Source organism: Mesorhizobium sp. M0830 (assembly GCF_040319965.1).
Taxonomy (GTDB): Bacteria; Pseudomonadota; Alphaproteobacteria; order Rhizobiales; family Rhizobiaceae; genus Mesorhizobium.
On sequence record NZ_JAMYOR010000082.1, the window covers coordinates 1 to 22,634 of the forward strand.

Here is a 22,634-nt window from a genome sequence, read left to right on the forward strand (position 1 = left end):
GCGCTCGGTGCGCATCCGGACGACATCGAGATCTTCATGTTCGGTACGATGGCCGCCTATGCCGCGCAAGGCGCAGAACTCACTTTTGCCATAGCCACGGATGGTGCCAGGGGCGGCACGAGCGATCCCACGATTCTCGCTCGCGTTCGTCGTGCAGAAGCGACGGCCGCGGCCGCGCTGCTCGGGGCGACGCTGCGCTTCCTCGACTTTCCCGACGGCGACCTGGTGGCCGACGCGGCGTTGATCGGTGCGCTGAAAATGCTGATCGGCGAGACCGGGCCGGATCTGGCGATCACGCATGCGCCCAACGACTATCACGCCGACCATCGCGCGCTTTCCGACGGCATGCGCATCGCGGCCTCGTTCACAGTCCCGGTGCTGCATGCCGACACGACGGGCGGCACCGGTTTTTCGCCGACGCATTATGTCGACATTTCCGCACATGCCGACATCAAGGCCAAGGCGATTCGCAAGCATCAGTCGCAGGATCCCGAGCGCTTCGTCGACGGCGCGCGAACGCAGAACCTTTTTCGCTCAGGCCAGTGCAACGGCGAGCCAGGTTCATTGGCCGAGGCGTTCCGCTTCGAACCTATTTTCCCGTTCGCCGACATCCGCGAACTGCTGCCGCCGGCGCCACCGATCCGGCCGGTCATGGTGAGCACCAAACAAGTCGACTGACCGGCGCGACGGGACTAGTCATCCACCGACCACTGACCCCGACCGCCGGCAACGTTGATCACCTCGAAAGGCCGAGGCTGCCGCTCCGGGTCAACCGTATTGTCAAGTCCAGACACAAGCCGATCTCCGATCCCAATGCAGAACCGGCAACCTCACAGATCACGACCACTCCCGAAAGGTGGCCCCACAACAGCGCTCTGATGTCCGCTGTCTCGCGCGTATGCGCCTTCTCTCGAACCCGCAGCGCGTCCACTTCGGCCTGGAAAGTGCTCCGATCGACGATTGCGAGGGCCCCCGGATTTTCATACGTAATGTCACTCATAATCTTCTCCTCATCGTGCGGTGTACCGAGCGACAACGTCGGCCACGCCGCCTAGATTGTCGGCCACAACGCAAGGGCTGGCGTCCGGGATCACTGCAGTCTCGATGTGCGTCATGCCCTTCGCCCGGTAGCCATCCACGAAGGTTTGCTGATGGGCGGCGAAGAATGGCTTCTCGCCCACAGCGACCACGAAAGGCGTGGAGTTCGGCGCGGTCTGGGCGGTGTTCCAGTCTCCGTCTTTTGGGGAACGTCCGGTAGATTTCGAACGCAGCATGTATCTGCGGTGCGCCATAGGCATTCACGTAATAAGCCCGCTCCGCCGGACTGAATTGTCCTTGATCGTAGCACCACCCAGGAAGGCGGACTGGCGTCCATCCACCAGCTTTTCTGCAAGGTGGTCCAGTGTCCGAATGAACCCGATGTGCCAGAAGCCTTGGTCGATTTTTCCCAGCCCGTAATGCCTGGGACCGGGACAGAATCATCGCTCCCCGTAGGTCGTCTGGAAAGCGGCGCACATAAGGCATAGCTGGCCACCGCATCTAGGTTAGGGTGTGTCCAGGCCAATGCTTTCTCAATGATTCAATCGTTTGTCACCTGGCTACCATTGTCGCAATTCGCAGGTCAGAGGGAGACCGATAGACCCCCGTCGACCGCCAAAACATGTCCGTTGACGTAGGCGGCAGCGTTGGACGCGAGAAACACCACAGCTCCACCGAGTTCCTCAGGTTGAGCCCAGCGGCCAGCAGGGGTTCGTGCCTCGACCCATTTGGTGAAGGCCTCGTCGTTGATGAGCGCGGTGTTGAGCTCGGTGGCGAAATAGCCGGGGGCAATCGCGTTGATGGTGATGCCGTGACGGCCCATCTCGGCGGCAGTCGAGCGTGTCAGTCCATGCAACCCCGCCTTTGCCGCCACATAGGCGTGAATGGTGGGGCGGCCAAGGATCGCTGCGATCGATCCAGTGTTTATGATGCGCCCGAATTTGTTCGGCAGCATCAGGCGCACCGCCTCGCGCATCATCCGGAAGCAGGCCGAAAGGTTGACCGCAATCACGCGGTCGAAGTCCTCGTCCTCCCATTCGACCAGCGGACTGCGATGCTGGATGCCGGCGTTGTTGACCAGGATATCGAGGCGGCCGTGGCGTTCGACGATCCCCTCAAGCGCCGCCCTTGAGGTCGCCGCGTCCGCAACATCGAACGGCAAGGCTTCGGCCCCGATTTTTTCCGCCGCCGCGCAGAGGGTGTCCATGTCGCGCGCATTGACAATTACCGTTGCGCCGTTTTCCGCAAGCGCCTTGGCCATGGCAAAGCCGAGGCCACGCGAAGCACCCGTCACCAATGCGACCCGGCCCTTGAGCGAGAACATTTCCGACATTGAAATCCCTGGAGCAAGACAAGATGACAATGCTGCAGTCTAACCGCATCTCGCTCCAATGAAAGGGCGGGAGTTTCCTCCCGCCCAAAAGCACTATTTGGCGACGCAGGTATCGGCCGTCTGCGGCGTGCAGACGTCGAGGCCCGTGTAGGTCGGGTCGGCCGGGGGCGCCTTGCCGTCCTTCATGTCCTTCAGCGCCATCATCGTCTTGTAGCCCATTTCGAACGGCCGTTGGCCGACCTGGCCGAGCGAGAGCCCTTCCTTCATCTGGTCGATCTGGACGGGAAGCGTGTCGGCGACGACAAGGGCCAGCGCTTTCGAGGCAATCTTGTCCTTGTACGGTGCGACTGCGGCGCGGTTGGCATCAGGAATGAACTGCGGGAAGCCACCCGTTGGGATGAATGCGTCGAGGTTCGGATTTTTCGCCATGATGTCCTCAAACTGCTGCACCGAAAGCGGAAAATCATCGTTGGTGTAGAGCGGACAGCCTTCGATTTCGGTCCAGCCATTCTGGCCTGTCAGCCGGTCCCCGGGCGAGGCCGCCGATTTGGTGCCCGAAAGCGTATCGCGAATACCCTGCATGCGTTCATTATGGTTAGCCGCCGCTGCGCCGCCCGATTGGATGCAGATCGTGCCGCCTTTGGGCTTGACCTGCATGGCAAGCTTGGCAAGGTTCACGCCGATCTCATAATTGTGAGTCCCGATATAGGCGACGCGAAGCTCCTTGTTCTCGGGTAGCAGGTCGGAGTCCCAGGTGAGGACCGGGATGCCGGCTTCCTTGGCGGCCTGCAGCGCAACCGCCATCGCCGCGGCGTTCGATGGCGAGACGGCAATACCATCCACCTTCTTGGCCACGAGATCCTGCACGATCTGCACCTGCTCGTCGCCGCCGCCATGCTCGCCGGGGCCGATATACATGCATTCCAAGGCGCCCTTCGATTCGGCTTCGGCCTTCTTGCAGCCGTCGCGTGCTTGGTCGAAGAAAGGATTGTTCATGTTCTTCGGTACCAGGGCGAAGGTATATTTCGCCTGGGCGCCGGAAACGGCGAGCACCGTTGCGCCAAGCGCCACGGCCGCCATCAGTAGACTTTTTTTCATTTTGACGTCTCCTCCTAGCTGGAATGCCCCGTAGGCCTCCCGCCGGCGGGGTTTTCTAGCGGCCTTTTTTGGGCATCAAGACTGCCAGCCAAGCGGCGAGAATCGATTTGCCGCCGGTTTGCATGCCCAAAAGAACCGCGAGAACGATGAAGGCGCCGACGAAGGCGCCTTGCCAATTTGAATCGATGCCGGCCATCAGCAGCGCATTCCTGATCACTTCGAGGAACGCCGAACCGATGATCGCCCCGAAGGCCGTGCCGGCTCCGCCCATAAGGCTGGCTCCCCCGATGACCGTCGCAGCGATCACGCGCAACTCGTAGCCCTGGCCCATGGCATTGATGGCCGAGCCGTTGTAGCCGAGGAGCAGGAGTGAGGCGACCGAAGCCGTGAAGGCCGAGAAGACATAGGCCTCGAATTTGATCCAGTCGACCGGCACGCCGGTGAGCCGCGCCGCCTCCTCATTGCCGCCGATGGCGAAGAGATGTCGGGCCCAGGCAGTGAAATTGAAGACGAAACCGACGATCAGGGCCAGAATCACCATGGTCCAGAACTGTGATGACAATTCTGGTATCCAGTGCGGCGCCCAATCCTGCGGCCCATGCAGCGGCCATCTTGCCTGACCGATCCCCTTTACGATCGGAGCATCGGGCCCGAATTGGTAGAGCATCTGGTTGGCGGAGAATACGACCGCCAGCGAACGCGCCGCGGACAGCATGCCGAGGGTGACCACAAAGGACGGCATTCCGATATAGGCGACGAAGAATCCGTTGACCGCGCCGCACGCCATACCGGAGAAAAGGCCGACGGCGAATGCAACGTACCAGGGATAGTGCCAGGTCAGGAACAGGCCGGCGACGATGACCACCAGGCCCATGATCGAGCCGACCGACAGATCGATGCCGCCGGTGATGATAACCACCGTCATGCCGAGCGCCATGATGCCGAAAGGTGCGAAGTTGCGCGTGACGTTGGCAGCGTTTTCGGAGGTGCCGAAGCTCGGCTCCATCATCGTCATCAAAGTGACGAGGGCAATGAGCGCGATCGTCACCCAGAAAGGCTGACTTGAAAATACATGTTGAAGCGCCGTCTTTTCCTTGGTCGGGACAAAGTCCGACATGGCCGGTCGGCTGGTTTCCGGGGCCGACTCCCTAACACTAACGGATTCGCGAGCACTATTCGCCACGGATGGCCCCCGTTATCAATCCGGTGATTTCCTCGGGCGACGTATTGCCGGCATCCTTGTCGGCAACCTTCGAACCTCGCCTGAGCACAATGATACGATCTGCAACGGCGAAAACGTCAGGCATGCGGTGGCTGATCAACATGACGCCGACACCTTGCGCTTTGAGGCGCCGGATCAATTCGAGCACCTCTGCCACCTGGCGTACAGAGATGGCGGCGGTCGGTTCGTCCATCAACACCAGCTTGGCGTTTGAAAGCCGGGTCCGCGCGATGGCGACCGCCTGACGCTGCCCACCCGACATCTTCCTGACGAGGTCGCGCGGCCGGGTTTCCGATTTGAGTTCCCTGAACAGCGCTGCCGAGCGGTCGATCATCGCCTGCTTGTCGAGCACCCTGATCGGCCAGAAGCCCTTCTTCATCTCGCGGCCAAGAAAGACATTTTGCGCGGCCGTCAGATTATCCGCCAGCGCCAGGTCCTGATAGACGACTTCAATTCCCTTGGCACGGGCCTGAACGGGTTTATGGAAGTGACAAATCTCGCCGTCCACGACAATTTCGCCGTCGTTCGGCGGAAAATTCCCGGCGACTGTCTTGACTATCGTTGACTTGCCGGCGCCGTTGTCCCCCATCAGACCCACGACTTCACCCCGCTCCACCTGGAAGCTGACGTCCGTCAGGGCTTGGATGGCCCCAAAATTCTTGGAAACGTGACGAACCTCAAGCACCGGCATCGCGGTCCTCCCCGGACAACATTTGCCAATTTTGTCCCGGTGTTATGCAAGTCAGCTAATCAGCGAAACGCATTCAACACAATGATTATTAGATCGGCGCATCAGATGGCAATCTCCCTCTGCTGCACGATCTCGATGCGGCGATATCCCAGGATCGACTTGGTCACACCCTCATTTGGCGGAATGGGCAAGCCGGGTTCGCCTTATCCCAGACCGATGCAGAACCTGGCTGTCCATCTGCGGATCGAGACCGACATTCCTGGTCGAAGACTTAAATGTTGTGCTCGAAAATTGCTGGCGGCCGCCGAAGAGTTGGTGCAATGCCCATCCGTTGCGATTCGGCGCTAGCGTCTTTGAGCGCATGCTGGCGCAGGCTGGTTGATCCGCATGGGTAGTCTGAACAGCGACGTGGTCCAATAGGAAGCCAATTGCGCCCATGAGCACTCTGGCCCCCGCCAAGGGTCAAAGCTCGCGGCGAGCAAAGCTGCGGCAACCGGCCGATAGGCATGCGTGTTTTGCCGAGTGCAGCACAAAGCCGCGGCGCGCGCTTCACGCCTTTGGGGGAAGGCGGCCACTGCTCGAATATTGGGTTGGAACCTTTGCCTCTCGTTTCATCCTGAGCTGATCGCGCTTGCCGGCGATGCGGTGGAGGTCCCCACCGTTGACCTTGCCATTAACCTGCTTCCAATCCTTCGACGCGGTTCCAGTCCATGATGGCAAACTCCTTCGTTTCTCTGGAGCGACAACCTCGATTGGAAGTCGATTTTTCACTCAGTTTTGATGGAACATTAGCCGTCCCTAAAGGTTTGATGCATGCGGCAGGTACCTCCATCGCCTGCTGAAGATCGTTGTTCCTCCTGAGCGGCCCGCGCTCTCCCACAGAGGCGCGGGCTTCAATTGCACTGCGATGGGATGACGGTCACAACCCACGTCATCGGACCAGCAAGGCAAGGCCAAGGCGCTGGCCGTGCGGTGCTAAGGTGCCGGTCGAGCAGATCACACCGAAGGTGAAGAAGCGGTAAGCCCGTCTGGCGAGGCAATGGAACATTAGATTTGGCTAATAGTTACCTTGGCGGCAGGGGTCACCAAAGCTCTGCAAGCCTCGCGATTCCCTTAGGGACGACCCGCTGCTGCCGTCAACGGAGCGACAGCGCTCAAACCGGGAGAAATATCATGCAACGGTTTATATTCGCATCAATTGTAATCGCTTTGTCGGCTAGCCCGTCGTTGGCACAAGCCGCCACGCCCGTTCAACATAAACACGGTATCAGGACGAATTATGGTGCGGCCGGCGGCATGAAGCTTGACCCCACCATAACGGGCGGCACATCGAAACCGAATGCGGTAAAAGATTGTGCCGCCGACCAGCAGACCGGCACTGCACAGCCCACTGGTCAGGCGACACTCGACGCCAAGGGCGCCGCCCCTGCCCAGATGAAAGAAACTGCTGCCGGCTGCAGAAAGTCCCCGCCGCTTCGCCAATGAAAGGAATCGAGATATTACGTCCGAAGCGGCTCGAGTATGTGCCTAGTCGCGGGTCTGGGTTAGGTTGTAGCGAGCTTCCAACGGATTTTCGGCCAATTTGGCGAATCTCCGAAGTTTTAGCTAAAGAGACTTTTTGCCGGCTCATCGCGATCATTTTGTAATCGCTCGGCCATGCCTCACACCAATCGCATAATCGGCCTGTGCTTCGGAAGCGCCGCGAGCCAGCCCAACGGAGGTCGACTGCTCTGGAGCTGCCTCTTGGTGTCAAAGGCGTCGATTGAGGCAGAGCACTCGCTGCGGCAGTGCTCAATATTTTTATGAGCGCTTTGTTTCAGGAGACCTCGCTTTCCCGGTTGCGGAACTATTTCAGCGCCAGCTAATTAAGTGGCGAAGAGGCCGGCTTTGGTGCGGACGAGTGCAGGAATATCGAGTTGAGATCATTGTCAGTTTTGTAGTGGTGTCGTCCTTCCTGGCCATGGACATCTTACCGTTCAAAGCGGCCGAGAAGCATTCAGGCCGGCCAGTGACGCTGAGGCGCAATGAGGAGAATTGGATTCGCGTCACCGAGACAGGCGGTCAGAAGCGAACGTTTTCGTACGTGGTGCGGGGCAAAGCATGACTACGCGCGGCATCAACTTCCTTGATCGGTGGATCGCGAACAACATCCCGGAGAAGATCCAGACGTGCGTCATCTCTGTCGACGAGTTGACACACAAGCTGATTGCTGATGCCCGCTTCCTCGGGATTAGGGCGCGTGTCAGGACGCTACGCGGCGAGGATAGGCTTCGGCATGCGTCGGTGCAGGATTTCAGGGAACATGAGCAAGCGCGGCAATGATTTTCTTTACCATTGGATCTCTGATCATTTACCGGACGATCCTATCGTCGACCCAGTACTCCTGGTGATCGACATGGCCGTGGACGCGAAGCAGGCGGCGCAGAGCCAAGGAATTCCCGCCCAAGAGATCGATGAAGAAATTGGCAAGATGTACGAATTCATCATGCAGGGCTTACGCTGAGAGGAGCAGCCAAACAGCACTAAGCGGAACTTAACATCGCCGGGCAGATTGGTTCACCATGGACGCAGGACGAAATCCCGAGCGACTGATGCCAACCCCGCCGCCGAGATGGCAGTAACGCGAGGGCGTATTGATACTGGCCGCTGCCTTGTTGCTTGCACCGGGTGCGTTCGCGATCTGGTGGGCCATCTTTCGACGAGCACGCGCGGGGTCAACTTTCTAAACAAATGGATGGCAGAACCGACGATCTTGTGGCCATCAGCGCCCTTGCAGACGAGGCGATGAAGGCAGCCGACAGACGGTCGACGAGCCGACGAGCTGTCTGTGATGAACTAGCCCGCCGGTGTCATGCGTTGGTCGGACAGCCCTGCATCCGGGCAAACTTGTCCAGATGCAGGCTATCCGAAGGCGAGGGCGTACGGTTCCAGTTCGAAGGATCGGGTTAGTTCCAGATCTTCTTCGACCACGTGGACGAACCATTCGCCGCAGGCTTCAATCACTTCGGATGACCCTTGCGCTCGCTATCCAAGGCTGGGTACAAATCGTGCAATTCGTAGTGAGCGCAATTTGGCTGGAAGCCGACTTTCGATAGCGTCATGGCCGGTTTGATCATCTACTGGCCAGCTCCGGAACATTTAGGCGATCCTGATAGTTCCCTTGACGGCAGGTGCCCAACGCTCCTGCAAGTCCCTTGATCCTGGGGCGGCCCGTCGCTGCCGTGAATGGGGCGGCGGGCGTTCTTCCACCACATGCCGACTTGATGATGGTCTAGCTAGGAACAGCTTGCCGGCAAGATCGAGGGTGCAACTCCTGCCAACGACGAGTGCAATATCTTCGCTTGCACTAATGTTTTCATGAGGTCGCTAACGCCGGTATCTTGGGAAGCCTATCCGCGGGGAATTCCAATGAGAGTAGCTGTGTTTGGCGCGGCAATCGAAATCGCTTCGAGTGCTATCGCTGCTGCCAAGGAGAAGAAGGTGGTTGTCAGTGACGCTGCCGCTCTGTGCTCTAAACAACATTCGGCCAAGAAGCCGGTGCCAGAGCTGGACTGCAGTTTGACTGGAACCGCCAAATTGCCGAACGGAGCAACACCGGAAAAGCCGCGCCTCGGATACGACACCAATCCGTGGATCGTAATTGGATTTTAGAGCCGGATTGATCTAACCGCCGGCTACAGCTTGTCCGCCAAAGCCGATGGCAACGCCCGTCAGCACCTTGCCACCAACTTGTGAGGGCAATGGGGCGGACAGGGCGCCACACGTCTGCACGGGGCTCTGAGGGCTTTGGATAGGTCATCGAAGATCGTGTACATCGAAGAGCCTGGATCGGAAGGAGGACCTTATTGCCCTGAGGTGCTTCGGTGTGGCATCCAGTCAATGCATGTTCCCACGACGAGACTGCCCGCTGCCGAGAGGTGGCGGGCATTTTAGCGAAGACTAACGGAACAAGTTCCCGCTTCTGAAGTTTTGAAGCGGGAAGCACCTCCGAGCTCCCGCAGCCCGTCTTGGGCCCACCGGGGCAAAAGGGCTCGGGGCGGGCTGTTTTGCGTCGTCAATCTGGGCGGTCAATAATGCCTTCCTTCGCTTCGGCGGAACGGCGCTTTGCACCAGCCGCACAGTGTCCGCATCGACCGTAGCGGGGCTGCCAAGGTTCACAGTCACTTGTCCTCGTCTATCCTGGTGACGTCGCCGATCAACTCGATCGGCTGGCCTTTCTTCGCCTTGGTGATCGAATGCCGGAAATTGTAGGCGTTCGGTTGGGATCGAGACGCTGACCCGATCCTCCGTGACCCGCCACCGCACGGTCGCCATGATCGCCACTCCGTCCTTGATCCCGCGAGCCATAGAACCGATTCTGGGGCGGCCGATGGCCTAGTCAAAAAGACTGCTAATATTCAGTCGCCTCTTGCCACCTAGGTTACATCAAGGAATATAATCCTTCCGTTGCGGCGACCCTTCAACGGAGATCGCCATGTTCCAGAAGACCCTCGCCGACACCTTGGCCGCCCGCGAAACGGTCCGCATCACTTGCGGCCATCCCGCGTGTTGCAAATCGACTCAGCTCGACATCCAGGCGCTGATCGATCGGTTCGGCCCAGATCATGGCTCAATGCACTGGGATCTGGTCGGGTTCTTTGTCTGTTCGGATTGCAAGGCAGATGGTCGCGATCGCCGGCCGGTGTTCTTCACCTTCGTGCCCGACTATCGAGGCCAAGACGAAGCACGCACCAGGCGTGTTTCGAAGCCGACTTTCGGCCGCAGGTGAAGGCGCTGGCGAAGGTCGGCACCTGTCAGGGGCAGCGCTGCCAATAGGTGGGGCGCCAGGCGCGCGGGACGCTTCGGCGAATTTCGATCGAACCCCGAATATGAATCTATATTCATCTATGCTAATTTAGTTAATTGGAAAGTAAAAGGGAGGTTTCGACAATGTCTACATCACGTCGTGCACTGCTTTCCCTGATGGGCGCAACTGTCGCATGCGCCGCCATTTCTGGCATTGCCTCTGCGAGAGGGGGCGGCAAGGCTGGCAAGGATGGCGCGATGGACACTGGTTCCGGCCTGGTTCCAGCGAGCGGAACCAGCCCAAAGCAAGTAAAAACTTTCAAATCTTTCCAAGGCAAGGCATGCAACCGCGATTACAAATCGGTTTGCCCAACGACGCCGATTGGCAAATGTGATCTTCAAAGCAAGATGGGGCAGTTGTCACCCGCCTGTAGAACTTTCGTTGAACAGCATCGCTGAAAGCAGCAGGACCGCGTCGTCAGCGTGTTCGAGGAAATCACGCCGGAGCCAACCTTTATTGCGCTGGCCGGATGCCCTTCCCATCTCAATCCATCCGGCCGTATTCTGTGTCAAAGGCCCGCTGCTCTCCCCCGGGGCATTTTCGGCCATGTGTGCCGCTAGGCCTCGCCGGCAGCACCAGCACCACAACCGCGAATGCTGCCATCAAGAGGCCAGCCGCACATGGTGACGATGCGGCGCTACCTGACGGCGCCAGCGAACCTCGAGGCGGCGAGAGCGCTGGACAGGCTCAACAAACGAGCAAGCCCTTGAAGAGCGTCCAGCGTGCAAGCCGCTTGTTGGTCGTGTTGGATACGATGACAGCCTCGCCGAGCTTACTGCCGTCATCGAATAGCGCGCAGTTGAGCGGTGTCGATTAGGTTCTGCTTGGCGTCGAAAGCAGTTGGCGAAAGACTTGCTCGTGGATGACGATGGTAGGCGTGCTGCGGAGCAGCGCGATCTTGATCGCCTCACGGCAATGGCCCCGCAGAGCCGGAGCGACGTTTCGCGGATGACTGCGGGAGCGTGACCGCCAGTGGGAGTATCAACGCGCGGAACGATATAAACTCCCATGCATTTAGCTAGGTCGTTCAAACACTCTTTCGTCTGGGAGCTGGATCGTTGTAATCGGGAGGCTGCGATTTGGCCGACCAGAAAACCAGTGAAGTTTGCATCGTTGACCTGATACCTGCCCTGCGAGCTTTCGCGCGGACCCTCTGCCGCATTCCCGACGATGCCGACGACCTGGTGCAGGAGACGCTGACGAAGGGTCTCGCGAACATGGACAAGTTCGAGCCCGGCACGCGCATGAAGTCCTGGCTCTTCACGATCATGCGCAACACCTACTACACCCACGTCAAGTTTGCTGCGAGGGAAGCGCCTGGCCTGCTTGACTGCGCTTCCTCGAGGCCGGTTTCGGAAGCGACGCAGGAATGGACTGTACAAAGCAAGGAGGTTCATGGCGCCATCCAGAGGCTGCCTGAACACCAACGCGAAGTCTTGATGCTGATAGGCGTTCTGGGCGTCAGTTATGAGGAGACAGCCGAGATATGCGGCTGCGCGGTGGGCACGGTGAAAAGCCGGCTTAACCGCGCTCGCGCGAACGCTCTCGAATTTCTTGGAGAGAGTTCGCTGCAGACATTGATGGAAAGGCGAAATCAGCTATCGGACGGTCAACGCCACATCGAAGCGGATAGACGCTTCTAGTTGAAACATTGGGCCAGCCTTTCCACGAGCGCACTGCATTTGACCTGCGTGCAGGGCGAGGCATACCCGCGTCTCGATATTGAGGGCGGGGGAAAGTTCAAAAAAAGAACAACTCGGCTGTCCTCTCCGACCAGGGCACGTGTCGATCACGCTCACCGAGACGGTGCTCGGATACGTCATTGGTACCGCCCTCGGCGTGGCAGCCGTCGTCTGGCTAGGGCTTAGCCGTGCATCCTCGATCCGTTCATAAAGGCGCTGAACCCCGCTTGGTGCTCGCTCCTATCTTCGTGCTCTGGCTCGGCCTCGGGCTGTGGTCGAAGGTGGCGCTATCGGTGACGCTGGTGTTCTTCATCACCTTCTTCAACGCCATGCAGGGCGTGCGGGAAGTCAACCCGGTGGTACTGGCGAACGCGCGGCCCTCGGCGCCAAGCGCTCAAGCCTGCTGACGCACGTCTACTTCCCGGCCGCGGCCAGCTGGATCCTATCGTTGCTGCGCACCTCGGTCGATTTCGCGGTGGTCGGCGTGATCATCGGCGAATACCTTGGCGCCTCCGCCGGCCTTGGCTGTCTGATTGCCCAGGCGGAAGGCAATTTCGATGCGGTCGGTGTCTTCGCCGGCATTATAATCCTCGCGATTTTTGTGCTGATCATCAACCGCACCCGCGACATCGCCGAGGCCCGTCTGATCCAGTGGAGCCCGCATTCGACCGAGAGCCGGGCCACCTGACGGCGGTCGGCAATGATGCCGGCCGGCGACCAAGGTGACGACTGTACTGAGGCTAGCCGGCCGCTTGTTGCCGCGAGCGTCTGAGCCTGACCTGATCGCTCCAAGGACCCGGCAAATTAGTAACTTGAGTGACCGTCAGGTCAAATGACCGAACCACGCCGCGGTCATTTGCGCAGAATGGCAATGCCGGCATGCTTTAAGGGTCGAGCTTGCTCGGCCACGTCGACTTCCCCGCGTCCAAGGTGCTTCGGCCGAGCGACGGGCCCACTCAGCCGCCGCAGCTTCGTTGCCTACCATTTTAGCAGGTGCTAAGCTTTGCTACGGCTTCTTGCATCCTCAACAAGAATGCCGTAGCGGCTGACGCGGCAATGCTCACCGGCACCTGCGTCGGCCGTTCACCTTGCGGCTGAATGCCACCCGGCGGCCTAAACGGCCTGTCCTGTAATCTGGCCGGAGCCCAAAGGCGGCGGACTCCCTTCTCTGTGACCAACTGCGTGCTCGGTGACGGGGTTTCATTTTCGGTCAAGCCATTCCACGGTTTCGACATCGGTTTTGCCACGGCCTCGCCTCTGCGAACCTGGTTCCGGTTTACAGCGCAGTGTCAGGCACAAACTGGCAATCCCGATTATCCGTCGAGAAACCGCCTGCCGGGCTTGTCAGCGAGTCGGGGCGCGATAATTTTTGTTGGGAGGGGATCTTCAATCCACAGGAGACGACCATGAAACATCAAACCTTAAATCAACTGCAGACAATCGCAGAGGTGGAACCCTTGTCGACCTACCCGATCATGACCCGGCAACAGCGCATCGAGCGCTGGGCAGAGCTGCTTGCAGAACATCCGGAGCGACGCCTGAGAGCCCTGATCGGCACCGAACGTCTGAAGCGGAAAGACCGCGACGCAGTACGGTGTGAGGGCTCGCCAATCACAGTGGCTTTCGAGGATTCAGTGCTGCGTGCGTTGGGCCTGAAAGATGACACCTATGGGGAAGCAAAGCGCTTCTTCGAACTGACCGACTGGCAATTGCACGACGTGGTCTGTAGTTGTCATGTCGGGAGTATGATGACAGGGCAATGGGCTGCTGCAAGAGTCCGCCGGACAATCGGTGGCAACAGATTTCTGAATTGGCTCAGACAGAGAATGCGGCACTGAGGTCGGTAAGACTGCGACACTTATTTCGGAGAGCGGCATTCCTTCGTCCTGCGTGCTTTGCGAAAACTTTCAGCAGCCTCGCTATCTCGTCGCGGGAACCCGCCCACCCTAAGTCGCCCGGCTCCGCATCGGCCCGCCGCTCTCCCTCGATGCAGCGGGCCTTGGTGTTAGGCGCCAGTTCGGCTCGCCGCTCAGTTGACTTCACATCAAAAACGACGATGCGATCGTTGACCTTTGACCCGTCGAAATGGGCAGTCAATGCCGGTACGCAACAGCGGTCGCCGAAGCCAGGAAGACGTTGGCATGGCCGCAACCTGTTCGACCGGCCGCGGGTCGTCGTCCAATTAAAGGCCGCAAGGATCAACTTGTGCGGATTGTGTTTGCCTTGCCGTGATCAATCTTCGTCAACCGCGATCTGGCCTCTACCACGCGCCGTTGCGCCGCCCGTATCCTGTTGCAGAGCGCGATATTGATGCCGACGCCGCAGTTTTCATCCAGCATCTCGTTGGCATTTTCGAGGGCAAGCTCCTCTCGGTTAAGTCGCTGTCGGGCTCGCGTCAGTTCCAGATCCAAAAATTTCATTATTCCGCGTCCATTACGGTCCCTTCGATTGGTAAACCACTTGCGATTGCCTTTGGTTCCCTGCTGTTCGTGAGAAGCCCTGACGGCCCTGGGCCTCACTGTCCAATCGTCGGCCCTGTCGTGCCGACAAGATCTCGACGATCCCCGCCGGTCGAGCAGGAGGTCATTATCTGTAGCGAGCCCTTGGCGTCCCTACTCGTGCGCGCCCGATATCGGCCGAAGCGCGGCTGCGTGTTTAGCGCCGCAGTCAGTAAACGCTCGGCGACGCCAGTAATGCAGCAATGACAAAACGAATGCGGGCGGGGTATCTAACGCGCGTGACTTCGCCTCCTACGCTCACTACTGCGTGCATTTCGACGAGCAAGTCTAAGTTCAGCAAGGGTTGGTCTCCACCAGCCTCTGAAGCGTTCGCTCGGCCCGGCGGCTGACCGAGCAGGCCAAGTGCTCACAAGTTCGGCCAGGGTTGCCGAACGCCACTTGCCCCAAACGAAATCACCTGTCGCAGGCATCGCATGGGGATAGAAGGTGGCTGCGTCAGATAGCTCAACGAGTTCACCGGAAATTTCAGTGAATACGACTATCCCGTACTGCATGGTTGCGACGGCGCGGCCCAAAGTAGGCAGATCCTGAAGTGGCAACGGATAGCGATGGCGCCTACGTTCACTAGCCCGCTGTTGTGCGGCCTTATAGGCTGCCGTGTTTCTGGTTGCCGCAAGTCGCCGTTTCCTTTCCTCCGGTTCGGCGTGCTGCGCAGCCTGTTCGATGTGTGGCCATCGACGCCGGAGCGTCTCATATGAGCGGAATGGAACTCTCCAGGCCCGCAACTCATCGTCCCAACTCGCCCACGGGACAGCATGCAGTTCTTTAACCACCGTCTTGGAATAGGGCGTGCGAATGCGCAGGTCATCCGCGATTTCCAGATACCGGCTCGATATCGGGTCGAAGGCGAAGGCATCTCGTCCCTTGCTCTCGTCATGGGGCGCCCGCAATGCCGCCTCTTGCTCCAGCCAGCGGTCGATCCGCCGGGCCGCTGTCTTACCGGGCACGAACCAGCTCTTGCGCTCGTCGCTCCACCTGGCACGCGGAAAAGCTTGCTGAAACCGCTCGACCGCCATTCGATCGTACGCAAAGCCGACTTCGGCACCAATTGCATCCTGTTTGTGCGGCGCAGGACGAGCGTTGGGGTCCGTCATCGTAAAATCAACCGAGTTCGCTGCATGCGAACGCGGCGCCGGGCCAAAGGTTCATCAGCCGGGCAAGTCCGCAGGAATATGGCGCTATGATGCCAACGCCCAAGACGTGGGTGAAACTTTCCCCACGCTTGGCAGTTTAAGCAGGGTCCGGAGGATCCACGATGTCATGCGGCTAGAGCCGAGCGGTCGCAAAGGCTAGTTCGCGTCCCACAAAGGGGACGCAGAGGCGAGACATGTTATCGAGACACATGATCTGTCACCAGCGCAGGCGCGGGAGTCGGTACGTCGCTACGGAATGACTGGCGAAAGATTGTGACGAGGCCGCCAAGCCCCTACAAAGACCACTGAGGATCAACAACCAAGTCTTTCTTGCTCTCCAAGAGTTTGTCGAGAACTCGGATGATTCGCATCGCAACCTTCAACCTGAACGGCGTGAACGGTCGCCTGCCCGTGCTCATCAAGTGGCTGGGTCAGAACGACCACGACATCGTGTGTCTTCAGGAATTGAAGACCTCGGACGAGAAATTTCCCGCCGAAGCCATCAGGAACGCCGGTTACGGCGCGATCTGGCACGGGCAAAAGTCCTACAATGGTGTGGCCATACTCGCCCGTGGGAGGGAGCCGGTGGAACGTCGACGCGGCCTGCCAGGCGATCCCGACGATACCCACAGTCGGTATATCGAGGCCGAGGTGGATGGAATTGTGGTCGGCTGCCTCTATCTGCCCAACGGCAATCCAGCGCCCGGCCCGAAATTCGACTATAAGCTCCGCTGGTTCGACCGTCTGATCAGCTACGGTAAGCTACTGCTCAGGGAAGGTGTCGCGAGCGTTCTCTGCGGCGACTACAACGTCGTGCCAACGCCGATCGATGCCGTGGTACCAAGGCGTTGGCTAGGCGATGCAGTCTACTTTCCGGAGAGCCGGCAAGCCTACGCTGAAATGCTTGGTAACGGCTGGATCGATGCCGTTCGTCGCATCCATCCGGAGAAAGGCATCTACACCTATTGGAACTTCTCCTACCGGGGCGGTTATGATCGGAGTTCCGGCCTCCGGATGGACCATCTCCTCGTCAGCCCATCACTTTCGAACAGGCTACGTGATGCCGGCGTGGAAGCTGACGTGCGAGGTTGGGAAAAGCCGAGTGATCATGCGCCAGCCTGGATAGAACTCGACCTCTCCGCCCAGGTTGCGGGTCATGTCAATCGTGAGGCTGGATGATCGTCGCTCCCGGAAGCGAAGGGTTTCTTTGACATCGCGGCGCGGACCACGGCCATCCGGCAAAAGGAACAAAATGCGGGGCCGCTAGTTGAGATTTGTTGAGACCAGAGCGGCGGCGTCCTTACTGCTCTATCTGGCCCTTACAACGAGGATAGCAGTGGGTATTCTTGAAAGCGTGAAGAAGGCGGCCGAGCTAGCGACGGGTATTGGGCGACCGAGAACGCAAGAACTCGCCGAACTGGTGAGGTTGAAGAAACCACTCGAATTTCGGTTCAAGGACGATGGCCTCGTGCCGAACCATCCGTTCTGGCCATTTGTCGTCTATCGTGGCGCCGTGAAGCCGATGGAGCAATTCGACTTCGCGGCCGTGCTGGAAGAGCTTTTCGAGGCGAATGGCTGGCGTGACAGCTGGCGTGACGGCATCTATCACTACGTTCATTACCATTCCCGCATACACGAGGTGCTTGGGGTTGCGCGCGGAACCGGCAGGGTTCGGTTCGGCGGCAAAAGGGGCCGGATATTATCCTTGAAGGCTGGCGACGTGGCCGTTCTACCGGCCGGCACCGGACACCAATGCCTCGGCGAGAGTGATGACTTTCTGGTGGTCGGTGCTTATCCGGCATCGGGGACTTATGACGAATGCACGACAGCCCAGGAACATGAGCGGGCATTGCAAACGATTCCCAAGGTTGGCCGTCCCCGGAAGGATCCAGTCTATGGGAGCAAAGGCCCGCTGCTGTCAGTATGGCCGAAATGACGACGACATGGCCCCGGCGGTCGCGCCGGGACCATTGAAACCCGTCTCAATTCAAGCCGCTTTCAGCTCGGCCGCCCGGTCGTTCACGCCGGCTTCGCCCAGAGACGTCAGGGCCTTATCTGTAGCTTTCTCTTCCTCGAGGGTCGCGCTCAGAAGTTCAACGATATCGTCCTTGCCAAGCGAGGTAGCCCACGCAATTAAAGTGCCGTAGCGCGCGATCTCGTAGTGCTCGACAGCCTGCGCGGCGCCGACGAGCCCGGCGTCAAGCGACTTCGAACCCTCATACTCCTCGAGAATTTCGGATCCCTCCTCGAGAATGCCGTCGATGGCCGGGCAGGTTTTCCCGCGCGCAGCCGCGCCGAGGATTTCGAAAACCTCCTCAAGCCGTTCCACCTGGGCTTCGGTTTCGGCACGATGCTTTTCGAAGGCTGCGGTGACCTGCCCGTCGTCCGCGCCCTTGGCCATCTTCGGCAAGGCCTTCAGAATTTTTTTCTCGGCGTAGTAGAGATCTTTGAGACCGTCGAGGAACAGATCCTCAAGGCTCTTGGTCTTCGCACTTGCCTTCTTAGTGGTTGCCATCGCTGTGTGCTCCTTGTTGGCTTGTTTCGCGTCGTGGGCATTTTCTAACTCGGAGAGAAGCTGGCAGTTCCCTTGCTGTCCAATTAAATGAGTCGTCCATGACACTTCGGCGCCAGTTCGGCATTTGGCCGTATCCGTCGTTTTCCACGCCGTTGTCAGCGCGAGGAGGGCGATGCCGATGTCTTCGATTTCCGCGCCCAACTCGGCCTATGCGCTGGCGGCGAGGCCGGTGAATGGCGGCAACCCTTCGCATCGCATTCGAAGTCTCCTGCGCGAACAAGATTTGGCCAATCCAGAGCATGTACCGTTGGGCCTGAGGTGGCGATGAGGCCCTTCCGTCGCAGTTCCTGAAGCATTCTGTTCACGTGGACCGTGGACAAACCCAGCGCATCTCCAAGCGCCGCCTGCGTAATCGGAATGTCGGCTATGTGGTCCTTGATGCGTCCTACCGAACGCAAGCGGTAGATCAGTTCACAAAGGATGTGAGCCATACGCGTGAAAGCCTCGCGCCTTCCGACATTGGTGACCCATTCCCTGTATATGGCCGCGTCGATCAGCGTCGAGCGCCAGAACGCGGTCGCGATGCGGGGGTGCTGTTCGCAAATGGCGCGCAGAGCATCGTGGCGCATGAAGCCTAACCGGGTCGGTATGAGCGTCGAAAAAGTGCAATCGATCACCGAGAGGTGCAGACTGTGCAGATCCGGGAGGTCGCCAGCCACGAGGGCAAGAAGCGCCGTAAAGGGGCCTATGCCATCGGCGACTTGGTCCAAGACGTCAGATGATGGCCTGGCGCCTGCATTACTGGTCGTTGCAATAGGCTTGGGTCTTCGGACTGGCAGCCGCCGGCCTAGGTTAGACGGTCGCGACAGATGGTCCACAGAAGGGGAGGCACGGTCTGGACCAAAAGACCCCATCGGGAACAAAGGCGCGGCTAGGAGCTTATGGGATTGGCCGCTCCATTCGCGGCAGCAAGATCGGAGAAGATCATGAAGAGGACTTGGAAGAAGCCCGTCATATGCGAAGTCGCGGCGGGCATGGAAATATCCCGCTATCTGCCTGCCGAAATCAAGAAGAAATGACGCACCGGCGGGTTCGGCATCGGCTGTGCTCGCTTGGTTGCCTGACACTGGTGCAATAGCAACTGGAGTTCGTCACGGCGTGTGGATTAGGATAATTGGATCCGCAGCGGGTGGCGGTTTTCCCCAGTGGAACGCCAACGACCGGCTCAACAGGGCGGCGCGAGCGGGCGCTCCCGGCGTCCGCTCGCGCCTTCAGACCAGTGTCGCGGCATCCTCAGACGGGCGACGGTGGATTCTTTTCAACGCGTCTCCAGACATCCGCCAGCAGATCGCGGATAATACGGAACTCCAGCCGCATTCGAATATGTCGGCCCGTGCCACGCCGATGGCCGCCGTGGTCGTGACCGGCGCCGAGGTCGACCAGATTGCGGGGCTCCTCAGCTTGCGCGAGCGACAATCCTTTGCCCTCTATGCAACCGAGCAGGTCCTTGCGGTCATCGCCTCCAATTCGATTTTCGATGTCCTCGATGCTCGGATTGTTTCGCGCCGCCGCCTTCCCGCTGAAGGCGTCGTTGATCTTCGCGATGCTGGGGGGGCGGAAATCGGCGTCCGCATCGAGGTCTTTCCCGTTCCCGGCAAGGTGGCGCTCTTTCTTGAAGATAACGGCCGACACGAGCTCCGTCACGCCGATGGCGGAACCATAGGGGTTCGCCTGATGGAAGGAAGCCGTTCGTTGCTCTTCGTCCCCGGCTGTACAGCCGTCGATGAAAGATTGCAGCAACGGATTGCCGGCGCCGACATGCTTCTCCTCGACGGTACGGTATTCACGAACGACGAGCTCATTACGGGCGGTGTTGGCGTGAAGACCGGAGCGCGCATGGGGCACATCGCCATGTCCGGGCCTGACGGTGCGATCGCACGTCTGAAGGATATACCGGTCGGTCGCCGCATCTTCATTCATATCAACAACACAAATCCAGTTTTGGACGAGACATCTCCTGAGCACTTGGCCGTGCGCGCGGCCGGATGGGAAATTGCGCAAGACCGGATGGAGCTTGTGCTGTGACCGATTTTTCCGATGTGGTCGGCAGCGGTCTTGACGCGCAAAATCTGCGCGCCGTACTTCTGCAAGTCGGTCACGAGCGCTATCACAACCGACACCCCTACCATCGCAGAATGGTGGAGGGAGCGATGTCAAAGGCCGAACTGCAAGCGTGGGCGCTCAACCGCTATTGCTATCAGGAGGCAATCCCGCGCAAGGATGCCATCATCCTCTCCCATGCCGAGGATCCGGCATTCAGGGCCGTATGGCGTCAGCGCATCGAGGACCATGACGGCAAGGACGGCCGGAGCGGCGGCATTGCGCGCTGGCTGCATCTCGCGACCTCGCTCGGTCTTTTGCCGGAAGAGGTGAAAAACCAACGGCTTGCGCTGCCTGCAACGCGCTTCGCGGTGGAAGCGTATGTCAATTTCTGCGCCTCCCATACCCTGCTCGAGGCAGTGGCGTCTTCCCTCACGGAACTTTTCTCGCCCGATATTATCGCCGAACGCGTGCCCGCCTTGCTGGCTCGGTACGACTTCGTCACCACCGACGCGCTCGCCTATTTCGACCGACGGCCAGACCAGGCCGCGCGCGATTCCGAATTCGCGCTGGACTACGTGCTTCGCCACGCCGACACGGCAGAACGCCAGCAGAAGGTTGTCAATTCCCTGGTTTTCAAATGCGATGTGCTTTGGGCGATGCTCGATGCACTCGACTACGCCTACGGGCGCGAGGGGATTGTGCCCCCTGGCTGCTTTCGTCCGGAGGCGATAAGATGACGGTGGACCGCCCAAGAGCGTTTGTATCGCGGCAATCTCTCCCGCGACTCGCGCCCTATGTACGCCTGCGCTTTGATCCGGTCCGGCATGCTTGGGCGGTGCTGTCTCCCGAGCGCGTTTTCTGGCCGGACGCAATCGGGCTGGACATCTTGCAGCGCTGTGACGGCAAGACGCCGTTCAGTGTTATGGTGATGTCTCTTGCTTTGGAATACGACGCCGACGGCGGGGAGATCGACCGTGACGTCGGCGCGTTTCTGCAACAATGGGCCGACCGGCTTTTGGTGCGGCTGTGACGGAGGTGCCGCTCCCACCCATCGCCATGCTGGCGGAGTTGACGCATCGCTGTCCTCTGCAGTGCCCCTACTGTTCCAATCCCCTCGATTTGCTAAAAGCCGACCGCGAAATGGCGACGGAATGCTGGCTCGACCTCTTCCAGCAAGCAGCGGATATGGGTGTTCTCCAGGTGCATCTTTCGGGTGGCGAGCCGATGCTGCGCCGGGATCTCGAACAATTTGTTTCGGCACTTGCGCATGCCGGTGTTTACACCAACCTCATCACCTCTGGTGTTGGCCTTGCCGGGGCCCGGCTGGAAGCACTTGCAGGTGCTGGACTGGACCATGTCCAGGTGAGTTTTCAGGGAGCCAACGCCGAAACGACCGCGCGCATCGGACGCCATTCCGGGGCTCACGCGAACAAGCTTGCTGCCGCCCGGCAGGCGCGGGAACTCGGGTTGGCGCTTACGATCAATGCGCCGATCCATCGGCACAACATCGCGCAAGTTCCGGACTACATCGAGCTGGCGCTCTCGCTTGGCGCCCAGCGGTTGGAGATCGCCAATATACAATATGCCGGTTGGGCGCTGCTCAATCGTCGTCATCTGCTGCCCGATCGCGCCTCGATAGAGCATCAGGCCGCGACTGTGGAGGAGGCGCGGGCACGACTTGTCGGCGTGTTGGAGATCGATTTCGTCCTGGCCGACCATTTTGCCACCTATCCCAAGCCCTGCATGGGTGGTTGGGGACGCGATGCTTTCGTCATCGCACCGGACGGCGCCGTGCTGCCATGTCATGCGGCAGCGACCATTCCATCACTGCGCTTCGAGCGCTTCGGCTCGCGGCCGCTGGCCGATATCTGGCGGGACTCACCGGCATTCGAGGCCTTCCGCGGAACGAACTGGATGCTTGAGCCTTGCCGCAGCTGCGAGCGGCGTGAATTTGATTGGGGCGGCTGCCGTTGCCAGGCGCTGGCGCTGGCGGGCGATGCGGCTGCGACTGATCCCGCATGTGTCAGGTCGCCCCTCCATGCCGCGATTGCTACGCTGGTTGAGGAGGCCCTTTCGACATCCGAAGGCACCGGAGGAGACCTCATCGCGCCCTACGCCTTTCGCCGCATCGCCAGCGCTTAAGCTCTTATCGTACGTTGACAGCTGTGTCTGATCAGCCAGTTGCCACGAGGCATGACGATCCAGTGGAACCTTTTCGTTGGCCGGGAATTAATCCAACTCCCCGAATGTTCAGGGCCCGCCGTGCAGTTCCCTCGGTACAAGGATTGCTGGATGCACGACGACGGAGTCTCGGGGGGGGGGGGGGGGGGGGCGCCGGGGGGGGGGGGGGGGAGCGCCGGCGCCCGCGGGGGGGGGGGCGCCCCGGCGGCGCGGCGCGGGGGCGGGGGGGGGGGGGGGCTGCTGGGGACAATAGGGGCGTGGGCGGGGGGGGGC

The 22,634-nt window shown here is 59.8% G+C and carries 26 protein-coding genes and 1 pseudogene; 17 read left to right on the forward strand and 10 right to left on the reverse strand.

Going from position 1 to position 22,634, the window contains the following annotated elements; all coding sequences use genetic code 11:
• Positions 1-678, forward strand: a 678-nt coding sequence (locus tag NKI20_RS30410) for a PIG-L deacetylase family protein (RefSeq protein WP_352837502.1), incomplete at its 5' end; no start/stop codon positions are given.
• Positions 679-736: 58 nt separating this feature from the next.
• Here the strand turns inward: NKI20_RS30410 and NKI20_RS30415 are convergent.
• The 6 genes from NKI20_RS30415 to NKI20_RS30440 form a co-directional block, all read right to left on the reverse strand.
• Positions 737-1,000: a hypothetical protein gene (locus tag NKI20_RS30415; RefSeq protein WP_352837505.1), complete on the reverse strand. Its 264-nt coding sequence runs from the start codon at positions 998-1,000 to the stop codon at positions 737-739.
• A gap of 10 nt (positions 1,001-1,010) precedes the next feature.
• Positions 1,011-1,292 carry a hypothetical protein gene (locus NKI20_RS30420; protein WP_352837508.1) on the reverse strand — a complete coding sequence of 94 codons (282 nt, stop codon included), beginning with the start codon at positions 1,290-1,292 and terminating at the stop codon, positions 1,011-1,013.
• A 329-nt stretch (positions 1,293-1,621) separates the two neighbouring features.
• Positions 1,622-2,371, reverse strand: coding sequence for a glucose 1-dehydrogenase (locus NKI20_RS30425; protein ID WP_352837511.1), 750 nt, complete (start codon positions 2,369-2,371; stop codon positions 1,622-1,624).
• Positions 2,372-2,464: 93 nt separating this feature from the next.
• A complete protein-coding gene (locus NKI20_RS30430; RefSeq protein WP_352487520.1) occupies positions 2,465-3,469 on the reverse strand; it encodes a sugar-binding protein in 1,005 nt (334 codons plus the stop codon).
• A 55-nt stretch (positions 3,470-3,524) separates the two neighbouring features.
• Positions 3,525-4,586, reverse strand: coding sequence for an ABC transporter permease (locus NKI20_RS30435; RefSeq protein WP_352837514.1), 1,062 nt, complete (start codon positions 4,584-4,586; stop codon positions 3,525-3,527).
• Positions 4,587-4,641: 55 nt separating this feature from the next.
• Positions 4,642-5,382 carry an ATP-binding cassette domain-containing protein gene (locus tag NKI20_RS30440; RefSeq protein WP_352487523.1) on the reverse strand — a complete coding sequence of 247 codons (741 nt, stop codon included), beginning with the start codon at positions 5,380-5,382 and terminating at the stop codon, positions 4,642-4,644.
• Between the two features lie 1,173 nt (positions 5,383-6,555).
• On the opposite strand from NKI20_RS30440, the gene NKI20_RS30445 reads away from it, so the two are divergent.
• The 9 genes and pseudogenes from NKI20_RS30445 to NKI20_RS30485 all read left to right on the forward strand — a co-directional run bounded on the left by NKI20_RS30445 (position 6,556) and on the right by NKI20_RS30485 (position 13,748).
• Entirely contained in the window at positions 6,556-6,867 is a 312-nt protein-coding gene (locus tag NKI20_RS30445; RefSeq protein WP_352487524.1) for a hypothetical protein, read from the forward strand.
• Positions 6,868-7,482: 615 nt separating this feature from the next.
• Positions 7,483-7,704 (forward strand): DUF768 domain-containing protein, encoded by a 222-nt coding sequence (locus tag NKI20_RS30450; protein ID WP_352837519.1) that lies wholly within the window; start codon positions 7,483-7,485, stop codon positions 7,702-7,704.
• Complete coding sequence (locus tag NKI20_RS30455) at positions 7,685-7,885, forward strand: DUF768 domain-containing protein (protein WP_023762771.1); 201 nt, start codon at positions 7,685-7,687, stop codon at positions 7,883-7,885. The genes NKI20_RS30450 and NKI20_RS30455 overlap by 20 nt, the downstream gene beginning before the upstream one ends.
• Positions 7,886-8,790: 905 nt before the next feature.
• Positions 8,791-9,033, forward strand: coding sequence for a hypothetical protein (locus NKI20_RS30460; RefSeq protein WP_352487525.1), 243 nt, complete (start codon positions 8,791-8,793; stop codon positions 9,031-9,033).
• An 823-nt stretch (positions 9,034-9,856) separates the two neighbouring features.
• The gene (locus tag NKI20_RS30465; RefSeq protein ID WP_352487526.1) at positions 9,857-10,150 is read left to right on the forward strand and encodes a hypothetical protein; all 294 of its coding nucleotides are present in this window, start codon (positions 9,857-9,859) and stop codon (positions 10,148-10,150) included.
• A gap of 161 nt (positions 10,151-10,311) precedes the next feature.
• A complete protein-coding gene (locus NKI20_RS30470) occupies positions 10,312-10,626 on the forward strand; it encodes a hypothetical protein (protein WP_352837523.1) in 315 nt (104 codons plus the stop codon).
• 681 nt (positions 10,627-11,307) lie between these two features.
• A complete protein-coding gene (locus NKI20_RS30475; protein WP_352837526.1) occupies positions 11,308-11,871 on the forward strand; it encodes a sigma-70 family RNA polymerase sigma factor in 564 nt (187 codons plus the stop codon).
• A 136-nt stretch (positions 11,872-12,007) separates the two neighbouring features.
• Positions 12,008-12,598: pseudogene (locus NKI20_RS30480) on the forward strand (ABC transporter permease); the annotation flags it as partial.
• Positions 12,599-13,316: 718 nt separating this feature from the next.
• Positions 13,317-13,748, forward strand: coding sequence for a hypothetical protein (locus NKI20_RS30485; protein WP_023758462.1), 432 nt, complete (start codon positions 13,317-13,319; stop codon positions 13,746-13,748).
• Between the two features lie 360 nt (positions 13,749-14,108).
• Here the strand turns inward: NKI20_RS30485 and NKI20_RS30490 are convergent, their stop codons facing one another.
• Together NKI20_RS30490 and NKI20_RS30495 are read right to left on the reverse strand one after the other, a co-directional pair.
• Positions 14,109-14,330 carry a hypothetical protein gene (locus NKI20_RS30490; protein ID WP_352837529.1) on the reverse strand — a complete coding sequence of 74 codons (222 nt, stop codon included), beginning with the start codon at positions 14,328-14,330 and terminating at the stop codon, positions 14,109-14,111.
• Positions 14,331-14,638: 308 nt separating this feature from the next.
• Complete coding sequence (locus NKI20_RS30495) at positions 14,639-15,523, reverse strand: hypothetical protein (RefSeq protein WP_023758464.1); 885 nt, start codon at positions 15,521-15,523, stop codon at positions 14,639-14,641.
• A 399-nt stretch (positions 15,524-15,922) separates the two neighbouring features.
• Between NKI20_RS30495 and xth the strand changes: the two genes are divergently transcribed.
• Both xth and NKI20_RS30505 read left to right on the forward strand, forming a co-directional pair.
• A complete protein-coding gene (xth, locus tag NKI20_RS30500; protein WP_050589500.1) occupies positions 15,923-16,741 on the forward strand; it encodes an exodeoxyribonuclease III in 819 nt (272 codons plus the stop codon).
• Between the two features lie 88 nt (positions 16,742-16,829).
• A complete protein-coding gene (locus NKI20_RS30505) occupies positions 16,830-17,498 on the forward strand; it encodes a cupin domain-containing protein (protein WP_352837533.1) in 669 nt (222 codons plus the stop codon).
• 51 nt (positions 17,499-17,549) lie between these two features.
• Here the strand turns inward: NKI20_RS30505 and NKI20_RS30510 are convergent, their stop codons facing one another.
• Positions 17,550-18,077, reverse strand: a complete 528-nt coding sequence (locus NKI20_RS30510; RefSeq protein WP_023758467.1) for a YciE/YciF ferroxidase family protein — start codon at positions 18,075-18,077, stop codon at positions 17,550-17,552.
• 155 nt (positions 18,078-18,232) lie between these two features.
• Positions 18,233-18,847 (reverse strand): Crp/Fnr family transcriptional regulator, encoded by a 615-nt coding sequence (locus NKI20_RS30515; protein ID WP_352837536.1) that lies wholly within the window; start codon positions 18,845-18,847, stop codon positions 18,233-18,235.
• A 216-nt stretch (positions 18,848-19,063) separates the two neighbouring features.
• Between NKI20_RS30515 and pqqA the strand changes: the two genes are divergently transcribed.
• The 5 genes from pqqA (at position 19,064) to pqqE (ending at position 22,322) form a co-directional block, all read left to right on the forward strand.
• Positions 19,064-19,156 carry a pyrroloquinoline quinone precursor peptide PqqA gene (gene pqqA, locus NKI20_RS33840; RefSeq protein ID WP_156938501.1) on the forward strand — a complete coding sequence of 31 codons (93 nt, stop codon included), beginning with the start codon at positions 19,064-19,066 and terminating at the stop codon, positions 19,154-19,156.
• A gap of 79 nt (positions 19,157-19,235) precedes the next feature.
• The gene (gene pqqB / locus NKI20_RS30520; RefSeq protein ID WP_023758470.1) at positions 19,236-20,162 is read left to right on the forward strand and encodes a pyrroloquinoline quinone biosynthesis protein PqqB; all 927 of its coding nucleotides are present in this window, start codon (positions 19,236-19,238) and stop codon (positions 20,160-20,162) included.
• On the forward strand, positions 20,159-20,917 hold the full coding sequence (gene pqqC, locus NKI20_RS30525) for a pyrroloquinoline-quinone synthase PqqC (RefSeq protein ID WP_023758471.1): 759 nt from the start codon (positions 20,159-20,161) through the stop codon (positions 20,915-20,917). The genes pqqB and pqqC overlap by 4 nt, the downstream gene beginning before the upstream one ends.
• Positions 20,914-21,210, forward strand: coding sequence for a pyrroloquinoline quinone biosynthesis peptide chaperone PqqD (gene pqqD / locus NKI20_RS30530; RefSeq protein WP_023758472.1), 297 nt, complete (start codon positions 20,914-20,916; stop codon positions 21,208-21,210). Before pqqC ends, pqqD begins: the two co-directional genes overlap by 4 nt.
• Positions 21,180-22,322 carry a pyrroloquinoline quinone biosynthesis protein PqqE gene (gene pqqE / locus NKI20_RS30535; protein ID WP_050589501.1) on the forward strand — a complete coding sequence of 381 codons (1,143 nt, stop codon included), beginning with the start codon at positions 21,180-21,182 and terminating at the stop codon, positions 22,320-22,322. The genes pqqD and pqqE overlap by 31 nt, the downstream gene beginning before the upstream one ends.
• Positions 22,323-22,634 lie beyond the last annotated feature (312 nt).